Here is a 14,456-nt window from a genome sequence, read left to right on the forward strand (position 1 = left end):
GGTGACTCCTGTATGTGAGGGGGTTCAGTCCGCGATCACGGCGAGGCCGTCGCTGAGCACGACATCCTCGCCGCGCACCGTCTCGAACGCGTAGGTGGTGACGCCGTCGGCGCTGGTGACCGGCCAGATCCGGGTCTGCAGGTCGTCACCGGGGAACACGAGCTTGGCGAAGCGCACCGCGAAGCGCCGCAGCCGGTGCACATCCGACCCCGCGGTCGCGGTGAGCACGCCCCAGGAGGCCATGGCCATGGTGCACAGGCCGTGCGCGATGATGCCGGGCAGTCCGGCGTCCTTGGCGACCTGCTCGTCGAGGTGCAGCGGCACCGGATCGCCCGAGGCGGGCGAGTACCGGAAGGTCTGGTCGTCGTCGACGTGATGATCGACGACCACCAACGGCGCGCTCGCCCGCAAGCTCTCGTCGAACCGGTGCGACGGCGCCTGCTCCCCCACCGACTTGCCCGCGTCGATATTGCGGAAGAAGGCGGTGAGGTACTGCTCGTTCACCAGTTCGCCTGCGGCGTCGCGGCAGTCGACCAGGATGGTGATGGTGGTTCCGGTGGACTTGCTCGTGTAACCGACCGCCTTGGCCCGCGAGACCAGGTCCTCGCCGGGCCGGATCGGCCGGTGGAAGTGGAAGTCCTGCTCGCCGTGCACGACCCGGCCGAAGATGTCCATCGGCGCCACGTCGATGACGGGCATCATCATGGCTTCGAACACCGGGACGATGGCGAACACCGGCGGGGCGATGGCGCCGTTGCGGTGTGCCTCGATCGGATCATTGGTCGCCGCGGCGTATTCCGCGATCCGGCCCGCCGTGACCGCGAACTGTTCAGCGTCACTCCATTTTTCCAGGCCCGCGTCGTCGAATTCGACGACGCGGCCCGATGCCTGCGCTGTCATCCGGGCGCCCTACGCCGAGGCCAGCGCATCGAGCTGGTCGAGGGATTTGTCCAGCTGGGTGCGGCCGTCCTTCTCCACGGCCTTGCCCAGCGCGCCCTTGATCAGCGCGCCTTCGAAGTCGCCGGACACCAGGATGACGCTCCCGGACCCCTCGGGCTTGATGTCGAAGGTGAATTCGGTACGCACACCGGCCATTCCGGCTCCGGTGAGGGTCAGCCGGTTCGGCACCTCGACGGCCTGCACCGTCCATTCCATCTTGTTCGCCATGCCGAGCATGACGATCTTGGCGACCAGCCCGGCGCCCGCGACCAGCACGGCGGGCGGTTCCTCCATGAACTTCTCGTGGATGGTGAACCACTTGTCCCAGGTCTGCGGGTCCGAGACGACGGCCCACAGCGCTTCGGGAGTGGCGGTGACGGTCTTGGTGGCTTCGATATGTCCCATGGCGGTACTCCTCGTTCGGGTCAGCGCACCGCGCGCTGGTAGGCGGTGACCACGGCGGCGCCGCCGAGGCCGATGTTGTGCTGCAGGGCAGCGGTGACGTCGTCGACCTGGCGTTTGCCCGCGGTGCCGCGCAGCTGCCAGGTGAGCTCGGAGCACTGGGCCAGGCCGGTCGCGCCGAGCGGATGCCCCTTGGAGATCAGGCCGCCCGACGGGTTGACCACCCACTTGCCGCCATAGGTGGTCTGGCCCGCGTCGATCAGCTTCCCGGCCTCGCCCTCGCCGCACAGGCCCAGCGCCTCGTAGAGCAGCAGTTCGTTGGCGGAGAAGCAGTCGTGCAGCTCGATCACCTGGAAGTCCTCGGCGCCGAGCCCGGCCTGCTCGTAGACCATGTGCGCGGCAACGACATTCATGTCGTAGCCGATGAGGTTCTTGGCCGTGCCGTCGAAGGTCGAGGCGAAGTCGGTGGTCATCGCCTGCCCGACGATCTCGACCGCCTGGGCGGACAGGTCGTGCCGGTCGACGAACGCCTCGCTCGCCAGGATCGCCGCGCCGGAGCCGTCGGAGGTCGGCGAGCACTGCAGCTTGGTGAGCGGGTCGTAGATCATCCGTGAGCCCAGGATGTCGTCGAGCGAATACTCGTCCTGGAACTGCGAATACGGGTTGTTCACCGAGTGCTTGTGGTTCTTGTGGCCGATCTTGGCGAAGTGCTCGGCGGTGGTGCCGTAGAGCTTCATGTGCTCACGTCCGGCCGCGCCGAACATCCACGGCGCCACCGGGAAAAGCACCTCGGAGATCTCCGCGAGCGCCATCACGTGCTTGCCCATCGGCTGCTCGCGGTCGTCCCAGGTGGAGCCGAGCGAGCCCGGCTGCATCTTCTCGAAGCCCAGCGCCAGCGTGCACTCGGCCAGCCCGCCCCGGATCGCCTGTGCCGCGAGGTAGAGCGCGGTGGATCCGGTGGAGCAGTTGTTGTTGACGTTGACCACCGGGATGCCGGTCATGCCCAGCTCGTAGACCGCGCGCTGCCCCGAGGTCGACTCGCCGTAGACGTAGCCGACGTAGGCCTGTTCCACCTCGCGGTAGTCGATGCCCGCGTCGGCCAGCGCCTTGGTCCCCGCCTCGCGGGCCATGTCCGGATAATCCCAGGCCCGGGTGGTCCCGTCGGCCTCCTCGACCTGCTTGCGGCCCGGCTTCTCGAACTTCGTCATCCCGACGCCGACCACGTAGACCTTGTTCGCCATTGAACTCCCATCCTCACGCTTGGCCATAAACATACAGCCCTGCATGTATCTTCACAATGGGATTCAGTGACTCGGGTCACCATCGAGCCGCGCGACAGCCCTTCCCGAAGTCGTGGCGGCGCCGGGTCTTGTCGTCAGAGGAGTTTGCGGACCAGTGGGAGGGGGAGGGTACGCAGGGCGAAACCGATCGGGACCCACGGCCAGTCCGGCACGTAAGCCTTGGCGCGGCGCTTCTCGATGGCGGCGACCATGGAGCGGACGCCGGTTTCGGTGTCGACCATGAGCTTCGGCTCGTGCTTGATCCGGTCGTTCATCTCCGAGCGGATGTAGCCGGGGTAGATCACCGAGACGTCAACGCCGGGAACGGCTTCCGCGCGCAGACCTTCAGCGAGTGCCGCGACTCCCGCCTTGGTGGCGGCGTAGGTGGTCAGCGTCTTGGGCATGCCGCGCAGGCCGGAGATCGAGGAGATCATCACCAGGTGGCCCTTGCCCTGGGCGCGGAAGATCTTCATCGCGGCCTCGGTCTGGGCCAGTGCGGCAAGGAAATTCACCATCGCCGTCTCGCGATTGGCGTCGTGCCGGCCGGTGCCCAGTGGCGCGCCCTTGCCGAGGCCCGCGTTCACCACCACGCGGTCGACGGCGCCGAATTCGGCCGCGAACTCGTCGAAGACGGTGAACACGGCGGCGTCATCGGTGACGTCGAGCTGTCGGACCGAGACGACACGGTCGGGATGCGCGGCCAGGATCTCCGCGCGCAGTTCCTCGAGCCGTTCGGTGCGGCGCGCGCACAGACCGAGGTCATAACCGAGAGCGGCGAACTGGCGGGCCATCTCCGCGCCGAGGCCGGAGCTGGCGCCGGTGATCACGATGGTGCCCCGGCTCACGACACGACCGCCGGTACTGGTGCCAACGAAGGCTCGATGTGCGATTCCATGGGCCCACGCTAGTCATCCGGCGCCCGCCGCCCCGCCGGAACCGATCACTGCCGAGTCGCGGCGCCCACGATCAGTGGGGACCGGCGGCGATCACGGCGGTGGCCGCGGAACGCAGATCCACCACGGCGCGATGCCAGCGGCGGTGTGCGCGTTCCTGGTCGGGAACGACGAAATTGGCGACCAGGATGCCGCGCAGCGCGTCCATCGCGGTGTAGGTGAAATCGCGGGCACCCTTGCGGCGCAGATCATCCGGGACCAGTTCGGCCACAGCCCGCAGTACCGCCGTGTTGACCAGCGGTTCGACCTCCTCCATGGCGGCGGCCAGCACCGGATCGGTCCGGCCCGCCACCCACAGCTCCACCGTCGCGATGAACAGCGGCCCCTGATGCAGGTCCCACAGGAACTCGAGCGCGGCACCGACCGGATCGTCACCCACCCTGACCTGCGTCATCTCGCTCATCGCGGCCGCCACCCGCCGCTCGGCCAGATGATTGATCGCGGCGACGACCAGATCGTGTTTGGAGCCGAAGTGGTGCACCTGCGCGCCGCGGGTGACGCCGGCGAGTTCGGCGACCCGCGGCGTCGTCGTGCCCGCGTATCCGTATTCGACCAGGCAGTCGATGGTCGCGTCGAGCAGGCGCGTGCGCATCTCGCTGCTGCGCTGCTCCTGGGTACGCCGCGGCGGTTTATCGGCTGCGGTGCTGGTCATCGGCCGATCGTACCTCTTACATACAGACCTGAAGGTAAGCGGTCGGCCGGTGACCAGCCGGGTCAGCGTGCCGCGACCAGCCGGGCGGTGTTGGCCGACTCGTCGTCGCTCGCCTCGTTGGCGGCGAGTTCGGCGTGCACCCGGTCGTAGTAGCGGTTGATCTCGGCGTTGGCGGTCTCGTCGTCCCAGCCGAGCAGCGGCGCGATCAGGCGGGCGATCTCCGGCGCGGCGGCGAGGCCACGATCGGGGACCTCGATCGAGATGCGGGTGCGGCGGGTGAGCAGGTCGTCGAGGTGCAGCGCGCCCTCGTGGGTGACCGCGTAGACGGCCTCGGCGGCCAGGTAGTCCGGCGCGCCCGGAATCGGCAGGCGCAGTGCGGGATCGGCGCTGACGAGGTCGAAGATGTCGGTGGCCAGCGCGCCGTAGCGGCCGAGCAGGTGTTCGACGACGTCGACCGGCAGACCCACCGTGGCGGCCAGTTCGGCGGCCTCGGCCAGCATTTCCCGGTAGCCCTCCGCGCCCGCGATCGGGAGCTGCGCGGTCGCCGAGGCGGGGATGTCGCCGCCGAGGCGGGCGGTGACGGCGTCGACCACGTCGGCGGCCATCACCCGGTAGGTGGTGTACTTGCCGCCCGCGATGACGAACAGGCCGGGCGCGGGCTCGGCGACGGCGTGCTCGCGCGAGAGCTTGGCGGTCTCCTTCGTCGCACCCGTCATCAGCGGGCGCAGCCCGGCGTAGGTGCCGACGATGTCGGCCCTGGTCAGCGGCTCCCGCAGCACCGCGTTGACGTGGTCGAGGATGTACTGCACGTCGGCGGCGGTGGCCGTGGGGTGGTTCTTGTCCAGCGACCACGCGGTGTCGGTGGTGCCGATGATCCAGTGCTCGGCCCACGGGATCACGAACAGCACCGACTTCTCCGTGCGCATGATCAGGCCGGTGTGCAGGTCGAGCCGGTCGCGCGGCACCAGGATGTGCACGCCCTTCGACATCTGGACGTGGAACGGGAAGTCGACGCCGGTCATCTTGATCATGTCGTCGGTCCACACGCCGGTCGCGCTGATCACGCTGCGGGCCCGGATCGTGTGGGTAGCACCGGTTTCCAGGTCGACCACCTGCGCGCCGACGACCTGCTCGCCGTCGCGGACGAGTCCGGTGACCTTGGTGCGGGTCAGCACGGTCGCGCCGCGATCGGCGGCGGTCCTGGCGATCATCATGGTGTGGCGGGCGTCGTCGACCTGGGCGTCGTAGTAGCGGATGGCGCCGGTCATCGCGTCGGACCGCAGCGCGGGCGCGAGTTCCAGTGCGCCGGTTCGGGTCAGGTGCTTGTGCATGGGCACCGTCCGCGCGCCGCCGAGGGTGTCGTAGAGGGCGATGCCTGCGCCGATGTAGGCGCGCTCCCAGACACGGTGCTGCAACGGGAACAGGAACGGCACCGGGTGCACCAGATGCGGGGCGAGCGTATTCAGCAGCAGCCCACGCTCTTTCAGCGCTTCGCGCACCAGCGCGAAGTCCATCTGCTCCAGGTAGCGCAGCCCACCGTGGATGAGCTTGGACGAGCGGCTCGAAGTGCCCGCGGCGAAATCGCGGGCCTCCACGAGGGTCACCGACAGTCCGCGCGAGGCGGCATCGAGCGCGGCACCGGCGCCGGTGACGCCGCCGCCGATCACCAGCACGTCGATCTCGCTGTCGCCGAGCGCCGCGATCGCCTTGGCGCGGTAGGTGGAGTCCAGGGGAACGGACACGACTTGCTCCTTGTTGTGGTGATCGTTCATCAGTCGATTTCGGCCCAGTCGAGGGTGCGTTCGACGGCCTTGAGCCAGCGGGCATAGCCGCGTTCGCGCTGCTCGTCGGACCAGGTCGGGAACCAGCGGACGTCTTCGTGCCAGTTCGCGAGCAGTTCGTCGGTGGAATCCCAGACGCCGACCGCCAGGCCTGCCGCGTAGGCGGCGCCGAGGGCGGTGGTCTCGGCGACGACCGGGCGCGAGACCGGGACGCCGAGCAGGTCGGCCTGGATCTGCATGGCCAGCTTGTTCATGGTCACGCCGCCGTCGACCCGCAGCGTCGCCAGCCGCACGCCGGAGTCGCGCTGCATGGCCTCGACCACGTCGCGGGTCTGGTACGCGATGGATTCCAGTGTCGCCCTGGCCAAGTGGGCATTGTTGCTGTAGCGCGACAGGCCGACGACCGCGCCGCGCGCGTCGGGTCGCCAATAGGGCGCGAACAGACCGGAGAACGCGGGCACGAAATACACACCGCCGGAGTCGGCGACCTGGTCGGCCAGGTCCTCGATCTGCGCGGCGCCCGCGATGATGCCGAGCTGATCGCGCAGCCACTGCACGGCCGAGCCGGTGACCGCGATCGAACCCTCCAGCGCGTAGACCGGCTTGTCCTCGCCGAACTGGTACGCGACGGTGGTGATCAGGCCGTGCGTCGAGCGCACGATGTCGGCGCCGGTGTTGAGCATCAGGAAATTGCCGGTGCCGTAGGTGTTCTTGGCCTCGCCCGGCTGGAAGCAGACCTGGCCGACACCGGCGGCCTGCTGGTCACCGAGGACGCCCGCGATCGGCACCGCGCCCTTGAACGGGCCGTCGGGATTGGTGGTGCCGAAACCGGCCGGGTTCGACGACGGGGCGATGGCGGGCAGCATGGCGCGCGGGATATCGAAGACGCGCAGGAGTTCGTCGTCCCAGCGCAGCGTCTCCAGGTCCATCAGCATGGTGCGCGAGGCGTTGGTGGGATCGGTGACGTGCACGCCGCCGCGGATGCCGCCGGTGAGATTCCAGATCAACCAGGTGTCGAGCGTGCCGAACAGGGCGTCACCGCGTTCGGCGTCGGCGCGCACGCCCTCGACATTGTCGAGGATCCAGCGCAGCTTGCCGCCGGAGAAGTAGGGGGCGGGCGGGAGTCCGGTCTTCTCGCGGATGAGCTCGCTGTGCCCGGCCGCCTCGACTGCGGCGATGATGCGATCGGTGCGGGTGTCCTGCCAGACGATCGCGTTGTAGTACGGGCGGCCGGTGTGGCGGTTCCACACGATCGTGGTCTCGCGCTGATTGGTGACGCCGATCGCCGCCAGATCGGCGGCGGTGAGATCGGCCGTCGCGAGCGCGGTCTTGACGACAGTGCGCGTGCGTTCCCAGATCTCGTCCGGATTGTGTTCGACCCAGCCCGCCCGCGGCATGATCTGCTCGTGTTCGAGCTGATGCCGGGCGACGACGGCGCCTGCGTGATCGAAGACCATGAAGCGCGTCGAGGTCGTGCCCTGATCGATCGCACCCACATACCGGTTCATCGCGGTCCTTTCGAGGACTCGCCATCGAGTCCGTCCACCAGGCGCACGGTCACCGCCGGGCCCGAGCTCCACGCTAGAAACGGGACAACCCGGACGCCACGGCAGCCGTTCGACAATGCTGAACGCTGGGGCTGATAGATTCGGATCGTGCCCGGACCGATCCAGTCGATCGAACGCGCCGCAGCGGTGCTGCGTCTGCTCGCCCGTGGACCGGGGCCGATGGCGGTAGGCGAGATCGCCGCCGCGCTCGACCTGGCCAAACCCACCGCGCACGGCATCCTGCGCACCCTGCTCGGGGTGGGCTTCGTCGAGCAGGACCCGGCGACGGGCAGGTATCTGCTCGGGCGTGCGCTGGGCGAACTCGGCACCGACCATCTCGACGTCAACGAGCTGCGCTCGCGCGCTATCCACCGGGCCGATGCGCTCGCGTCGCGCACCGGGGAATCGGTACGTATCGCGGTCGCGCGGGACGCCGGGATCACGGTGATCCACCATGTCTTCCGGCCCGACAACACCGAGCAGGTGCTCGCCGTCGGCGAGGTGCTGCCTCCGCATGCGACCGCGCTGGGCAAGGTGCTGCTCGCCTATGACGCGGCGTCGAATCTAGCTGCGCTGCAAGCTTTCACGCGCCGCACTATCGTTGAGCGGACAGCGCTGGACCGGGCGATCGCCGAGATCCGCCGAACCGGCTGGGCGAGCGAGGTCGAGGAGTACCGGACCGGCGAGGCGGGTATCGCCGCACCCATCCGCGCTCGAGGCGGGCTGGTGGTGGCAGCCATCGGCGTCACGGGTCCGATGGACCGGTTGTGCGACAACCGGTTACAGCTCAGGACCGCCGCGGTCGAGCAGGTGCGTGCCGCCGCTCAGGCCGTACACCGCGATCTCAGGGCTGCGCAATGAACGACGTGACAGCGGTGACGCCACCCGACTCTGCCTCAGCGACGTTCGCCACCCACGCGCCGGCTGAGCAACCCGCCGGGGCTCATCTCACAGCGATCAGCACGGACGAGAGCAGACACCGATGACGCAACGCTATGTGCTCGCCATCGATCAGGGGACTACGTCGAGCCGCTGCATCGTCTTCGACCGGCACGCGCGGCTGGCGGGCTTGGCTCAGCGCACGCACCGCCAGCGCTATCCGCGCTCGGGCTGGGTGGAGCAGGATGCGATGGAGATCTGGCGGACCGTCGAGCGGATCGTGCCCGCCGCGCTGCGGGACGCGGGGATCACCGCCGGGCAGGTGGCGGCGATCGGGATCGCCAATCAGCGCGAGACCACCGTGGTGTGGGATCGCGAGACCGGGGTGCCGGTGCGGCCCGCCATCGTCTGGCAGGACATCCGCACCGAGGAGCTCGTCGAGCGTTTGCGGAAAGCGCCTGGCGCGCACCGGATCACGGAGCTGAGCGGGTTGCCGCTGGCCACCTACTTCGCCGCCCCGCGACTGCGCTGGCTGCTCGACCACGTCGACGGGTTGCATGCGCGCGCCGAACGCGGCGAGGTGCTGTTCGGGACCATGGAGTCCTGGCTGATCTGGAATCTCACCGGCATCCATGTCACCGATGTCACCAATGCGGGCCGCACCCTGCTGATGAACCTGGCCACCCGGCAGTGGGACGAGGAACTGTTGCGGTTCTTCGATATTCCGCGCGCGATGCTCCCCCGCATCGAACCCTCGACCGGTGATTTCGGGACCGCACGCACGGTCGCACCCGGCGTCCGGATCGGCGCTGCTCTCGGCGACCAGCACGCTGCTCTGTTCGGCCAGACCTGTTTCGCGCCCGGCGAGACCGAATGCACCTACGGCACCGGTGGATTCCTGATGATGAACACCGGCGCCGACCTGATCCGGTCCGAACACGGACTGCTCACCACCATCGGTTACCAGGTCGGCTCCGATCCGGTGTACGCGCTGGAAGGGCCGATCGCGGTCACCGGTTCTCTGGTGCAGTGGCTGCGCGACATCGTCGGCCTGATCGCCACCGCGCCCGAAATCGAAACCCTCGCCGACACCGTCGACGACAACGGCGGCTGCTACCTGGTCCCCGCGTTCTCCGGGCTCTACGCGCCGCATTGGCGCAGCGACGCCCGCGGGCTGCTGATCGGGCTGACCTCGTATGTCACCAAGGGCCACCTGGCCCGCGCCGTACTGGAGGCCACCGCCTGGCAGACCCGCGATGTCGTCGAGGCCATGAACGCCGATGCCGGGCTGCGGGCACAGTCGCTGCGCGTCGCGGGCGGGATGGCGGCGAACAATCTGCTCATGCAGATCATCGCCGATGTGCTCGGCGTGCCGGTGATGCGTCCGCTGGTGACCGAGACGGTCTCGCTCGGCGCGGCCTACGCGGCCGGGCTGGCCGTGGGGTACTGGCCGGATCTGCAAGGGTTGCGGCGCAATTGGCGGGTGGCGGCACAGTGGGTGCCACAGGCCGATCGCTCCGTCCGCGACGAGGAGTACGAGCGGTGGCAGCGGGCGGTGCAGCTCAGCGTCGGCTGGGCGCGGCCCGCGGGCGGTGCGTCGGCCGAGCGGTAGCCCCGCAAACTAAACCGATCGTTCACGAATGCCTGCGCGACGTGTGCCGCGTGCGCGCCGGACTCAGCCCAGGATCGATGCGGCCACCCGGCCCGCATCCCGCAGGCGGGTGGCGGAATTGGGTGCCCGTTCGAGTACCCAGACGCCCTGGAAGAAGACGAGCAGAAAGCGGGCCATGGCGCGGGTATCCGCGTCGGGGGCCAGCTCCTCCTGCACCCGGGCGCGAGACAGCGCGGAGAACAGCGCCGTCTCCGTGCGCGCCCAGCTGGATTCGACCAGCCGGGCGACGTCGGCGTCGCGGGCGGCGAGCTCGACCGCGGCGGTCGTCACCAGGCAACCGAGGAATCGGTTCTCCGCACAGGACTCGTTCACGAACCGGTCGATCAGCCCTCTGATCGCGGGCAGCGCGGGACCCGGACGGGCCAATTCCGCGGTGACCCGCGCGTCGACGATCTCCAGGTGGCGTTGCAGCGCCTTCATGAAGAGCTCGTGTTTGCTGCCGAAAGTCGCGTAGATACAGCCCCTGGCGATCCCGAGATGCTCGATCAGATCCGCTATCGAGGTCGTCTCGTAGCCGCGCTGCCAGAAAAGATCGAGCGCGCGGTCCAGCACAATATCGGGATCGAATTCCTTGGTACGCGCCACTTTCCGAGCATACCAAGGCTATGTCGACCGATCAGTCAACTATGCAACCCCGCGAGCCGCCATCCACAACCACCACCGACATCTTTCAGAGGGGAGCGATCTCGGGACATTGCCATGGCGATTCCCATTTCATGGCCTCTTTGTTGTCGGAGAGCCCGTCCAGCTTGGTCAGGCTGATCCGCGAGGAGTCGTCGATCGGAACGATCAGCGAATAGCCGTTCTCCACCGTCCACCGGGCGGGGACGAGCACCCAGCGGTCAGGACGGACCACGAGGGTTCGAAAGCACTCGTAGCGATGGGTAAAACGCTGACCTGGTTGCATACCGAGCGCAGATTCCAGGACCAGGTTCGACGGGGCGAACAGGGGCTCGGTCGTATCGAGCGTCACTACGGTTTCCCTGTCCCAGAGATCGGCTGCGGTGTTCTGCGCCTGCTGTCGGCCGTACTCGGTGGCGAAAATGTTCGTCAGCCAGAACGCCGCCAGCACGATCGCCGCACCGGCGAACATCCAAATGGATCGCTGAGCTGGGGTGGCGGAACGCGGCGTGTCTCCCGACCGGAGCGCCGCCAAAGCCTCGGATCCCGCCACTATCAACAATGCCCCCGCTGCCAGCGCCACCGGAATCAGCGTTGTGGAGCGCAGCACCGAATATCGGGGCGCAACAACTCCCAACACCGCCAGCGCGGTCAGAATCGCCCCCGTCACCATCGCCGCCCAGCCGCCGCGATCCGCAAGAGGAGATCTCCCGACCTTACGAAGGGCTCGCCTCCCGTACGCGCGGAGCGCGAACATCGCACAGGCGACAACCAGCGCAATCACGAGGGCCGGGTAGAGCACGCTCACGCTGCGCAGGACGTAGTCCGCCGTCGAGTACTGGAAAGACTCGGTATCGATACCGAAGTAGGCGAAATAGGCCCGGGCGGAGACGAACCCGAAGTAGTAGCACAATCCGGTGATCACCGTCGTGGGCGCGACGACGCCTGCGACCACGCCAATCCACTTGTCCACGGCGACCGTCGGTGTCGGCGAAGACGGCGCGCTCATTGTGCAGGGCCCATTTCGAGTCGAGGATCCGGGGCTGGTGGCGGAGCCGGCGTCGTTGGGATCGTTCCAGGTGGGCGAACCGTCATCGTTGGAACCATGGTCGTCGTCGGACCACCGGGTAGCGGACCTGCCGAAGTCGGCTGGGGCCCTGGAACCCGTGTCCGACCGCCGAAGGTTGGGGACGCCGACCACGTCGTCTGCTCGGCTGGCGTGGACTCATCCTCGGCCGTTGCCGGCGCGGACCACATCGTCGGCTCCGATGTCGTGGCCTCGTCCCCGACGGATGAGGCCGGCGCGGGCCTCGTCGTAGTGGACGATGGAGGCTTTCCTGGCGATCGATCACACCCAGAAGCGAGTGCTGTTGTCAGCACCAGAGCCAGTGACAGCACACCCATGAGAAGGTACGCACCCAGCGAGACCTTGGCGCGGCCGTGTTTTGTCGATCGCATCGGACCTCCCGCTGACGATCTTCGGCAGAGCTTCCCGGGGCGACACCGGTGTATCGAACCGGTAGGTGACAAGTGTTGTCCGCTGCGGTACACGTCGCACGCGTACCCGACTACTCGATAGCCGGACGTCGACTACTAGTGCGGTCGGCGGTGTAGGGGATCACTATGGACAAAGGCAGCTTCCGAGACGCGCCGGCGAATTTGCCGCGCACAACGTGCATGGGAGTTTGAGATGACCGATTCCAGTCACACCCTGACCTATATCGCTCCGCCGAGGGACGGCTCCTACGCGGAACTCGTCCGATGGGCCTTCGGGCGGCTCAATGCCAAGGATGTCGACAGCCTGCGGGATTCCTGGTGGACGGCCGACAGCGTTGTGCACTTCCCGACCGGGACATGTCGTGGCACCGACGAGATCGCCGCCTACTTCGAGCAGACCTTCGCCGCCGTGGCCGACCTCGACCTCGAGATCGTGGCGATCGCCGAGTCCGGTGATGATGTCTTCGTGCACTGGCATCTGACCGGTCGGCATGCCGGCACGTTCGTCGGTATCGACGGAACCGGACAGCGCATCGACTTCGAGGGCATGGATCATTTCGTTCTCGCGGACCGGAAGGTCGCCACGAACACGGTGCGCTACGACCAGATGGAGTTCGCCCGCCAGATCAAGCTGCTGCCCCCGGACGGATCGCTGGCGGATCAGGCGTTGAAGGCCGCCTTCAACGCCAAAACACGCGTAGTGGGCATCGTCAGCCGTCGCTAGCGGTGCTCCGCTGCCTCACGGCAGCTTGCACGATCATCAGCCCCGCGCGAGGACCGGCAGCATTGCTGCCGAGCGTGCGGGGGTCAGCTCGCGCTCGGTGTGCCCGTCGTGCTGCGGCGGGCAGCCCACACGGTGACAGTGAAAAGCAGGACGCCGAGGACTGCCAGTAGCGCGCCGACCAGGGCGGGAGCGGTGTAGCCGAGGCCGGCGGCGATGACGAGGCCCCCGAGCCAGGCACCCGCGGCGTTGGCGATATTGAGGGCGGCGTGGTTGAGGGCGGCGGCGAGGGTCTGGGCGTCGGCGGCCACGTCCATCAGGCGGGTTTGCAGGCCGGGGGCCAGGGCAGCGCCGGATGCGCCGACCAGGAAGGCGCCGATGCCGGCGGTGATGGGGTTGTGGGCGGCCAGGACGAAGCCGGCCAGGATGACCACCATCGCGATCATGGCGAAGAAGATCGAGCGGTCGACACCACGGTCGGCCATGATGCCGCCGAGGATATTGCCCGCGATCATGCCGAGGCCGAACAGGGCCAGCACGATCGGGACGGCGCCGATCGGCATGCCCGCGACATCGGTCATGGTGGTGGCGATGTAGGTGTAGACGGCGAACATGCCGCCGAAGCCGATCGCGCCCACTGCCAGGGTGAGCAGCACCTGCGGGCGCCGCAGCGCGCCGAGTTCGGTCATCGGGTTGGTGACCTTCATCCCGGTCAGGCTCGGCACGAACCGCCACAGCGCGGCCACCGTCGCCACGCCGATCACGGCGACGACGACATAGGCGTCCCGCCAGCCCAGATGCTGACCGAGCCAGGTCGCGCCCGGCACGCCGATCACATTCGCCACGCTCAGCCCGAGCATCACCGCGGCCACCGCCTTCGCCCGCTGCCCGACCGGGGCGAGCGTGGCCGCCGCCAGCGAGGCGACACCGAAGTAGGCGCCGTGCGGGAGCCCGGAGACGAACCGGGCCGCCACGAGCGTGCCGAAGGTCGGGGCCAGCACCGTCGCGGCATTGCCGACGGTGAACGCGGCCATCAACGCGATGAGCAGTTTCTTGCGCGGTACCCGGGCGCACAGCGCGGCGATGAGCGGCGCGCCGACGACCACGCCGAGCGCGTACGCCGACACCGCGTGCCCGGCCGTCGGCTCGGAGATGCCGAAGTCCGCCGCGATATCGGGCAGCAGGCCCATCGTCACGAACTCGGTGGTGCCGATGCCGAACCCTCCCAGCGCCAGCGCGAGCATCGCCGGGACATGCCAGCTCGTGCGTGGCGTCTCGACGAGAACGGGGGCGGATGAGAGGAAAGAAGTCACGCCTCAATGCAACGGGCCCCGATACCCGATCGCTACCTGGGGCGAGCGTGAGTTATCCCACCCCCGGTCCCGGCGACAGAAAAGGGGCGGGCCTTGGGGGCGGTTCGCGCCCCGCTCTGATCGGGGGGGGGTACGCGGTTAGTCGCCGAAAAACCCCCTCATATAACTTACCGGCGCGCGGCTCGGTAGAGTCCAGAGC

At 68.3% G+C, this 14,456-nt stretch carries 13 protein-coding genes; 3 read left to right on the top strand and 10 right to left on the bottom strand.

The window, feature by feature from the left end; all coding sequences use genetic code 11:
• Positions 1-24: 24 nt before the first annotated feature.
• The 7 genes from ACFVAV_RS28585 to glpK (ACFVAV_RS28615) all read right to left on the bottom strand — a co-directional run bounded on the left by ACFVAV_RS28585 (position 25) and on the right by glpK (ACFVAV_RS28615) (position 7,515).
• A complete protein-coding gene (locus ACFVAV_RS28585; protein ID WP_379038629.1) occupies positions 25-900 on the bottom strand; it encodes a MaoC/PaaZ C-terminal domain-containing protein in 876 nt (291 codons plus the stop codon).
• A 9-nt stretch (positions 901-909) separates the two neighbouring features.
• On the bottom strand, positions 910-1,344 hold the full coding sequence (locus ACFVAV_RS28590) for an SRPBCC family protein (protein ID WP_379038630.1): 435 nt from the start codon (positions 1,342-1,344) through the stop codon (positions 910-912).
• A gap of 20 nt (positions 1,345-1,364) precedes the next feature.
• Complete coding sequence (locus ACFVAV_RS28595; protein WP_379038631.1) at positions 1,365-2,582, bottom strand: lipid-transfer protein; 1,218 nt, start codon at positions 2,580-2,582, stop codon at positions 1,365-1,367.
• Positions 2,583-2,716: 134 nt separating this feature from the next.
• Complete coding sequence (locus ACFVAV_RS28600; protein ID WP_379038632.1) at positions 2,717-3,466, bottom strand: SDR family oxidoreductase; 750 nt, start codon at positions 3,464-3,466, stop codon at positions 2,717-2,719.
• A 121-nt stretch (positions 3,467-3,587) separates the two neighbouring features.
• A complete protein-coding gene (locus ACFVAV_RS28605; protein ID WP_379038633.1) occupies positions 3,588-4,226 on the bottom strand; it encodes a TetR/AcrR family transcriptional regulator in 639 nt (212 codons plus the stop codon).
• Positions 4,227-4,288: 62 nt separating this feature from the next.
• A complete protein-coding gene (locus ACFVAV_RS28610; protein WP_379038634.1) occupies positions 4,289-5,968 on the bottom strand; it encodes a glycerol-3-phosphate dehydrogenase/oxidase in 1,680 nt (559 codons plus the stop codon).
• A gap of 29 nt (positions 5,969-5,997) precedes the next feature.
• A complete protein-coding gene (gene glpK / locus ACFVAV_RS28615) occupies positions 5,998-7,515 on the bottom strand; it encodes a glycerol kinase GlpK (RefSeq protein WP_379038635.1) in 1,518 nt (505 codons plus the stop codon).
• Positions 7,516-7,662: 147 nt separating this feature from the next.
• On the opposite strand from glpK (ACFVAV_RS28615), the gene ACFVAV_RS28620 reads away from it, so the two are divergent.
• Complete coding sequence (locus ACFVAV_RS28620; protein ID WP_379038636.1) at positions 7,663-8,415, top strand: IclR family transcriptional regulator; 753 nt, start codon at positions 7,663-7,665, stop codon at positions 8,413-8,415.
• Positions 8,416-8,536: 121 nt separating this feature from the next.
• Positions 8,537-10,045, top strand: a complete 1,509-nt coding sequence (gene glpK, locus ACFVAV_RS28625; RefSeq protein ID WP_379038637.1) for a glycerol kinase GlpK — start codon at positions 8,537-8,539, stop codon at positions 10,043-10,045.
• Between the two features lie 63 nt (positions 10,046-10,108).
• Here glpK (ACFVAV_RS28625) and ACFVAV_RS28630 read toward each other — a convergent pair whose 3' ends face one another.
• Complete coding sequence (locus tag ACFVAV_RS28630; RefSeq protein WP_379038638.1) at positions 10,109-10,690, bottom strand: TetR/AcrR family transcriptional regulator; 582 nt, start codon at positions 10,688-10,690, stop codon at positions 10,109-10,111.
• An 85-nt stretch (positions 10,691-10,775) separates the two neighbouring features.
• Positions 10,776-11,735 (bottom strand): hypothetical protein, encoded by a 960-nt coding sequence (locus ACFVAV_RS28635; RefSeq protein ID WP_379038640.1) that lies wholly within the window; start codon positions 11,733-11,735, stop codon positions 10,776-10,778.
• A gap of 681 nt (positions 11,736-12,416) precedes the next feature.
• Here ACFVAV_RS28635 and ACFVAV_RS28640 point away from each other — a divergent pair.
• Positions 12,417-12,947, top strand: coding sequence for an ester cyclase (locus ACFVAV_RS28640; RefSeq protein ID WP_379038641.1), 531 nt, complete (start codon positions 12,417-12,419; stop codon positions 12,945-12,947).
• An 83-nt stretch (positions 12,948-13,030) separates the two neighbouring features.
• On the opposite strand, the gene ACFVAV_RS28645 is transcribed toward ACFVAV_RS28640, so the two are convergent.
• Positions 13,031-14,257 (bottom strand): MFS transporter, encoded by a 1,227-nt coding sequence (locus tag ACFVAV_RS28645; RefSeq protein WP_379038642.1) that lies wholly within the window; start codon positions 14,255-14,257, stop codon positions 13,031-13,033.
• Positions 14,258-14,456: the final 199 nt, after the last annotated feature.

This window comes from Nocardia sp. NPDC057663 (assembly GCF_042799895.1).
Taxonomy (GTDB): domain Bacteria; phylum Actinomycetota; class Actinomycetes; order Mycobacteriales; family Mycobacteriaceae; genus Nocardia.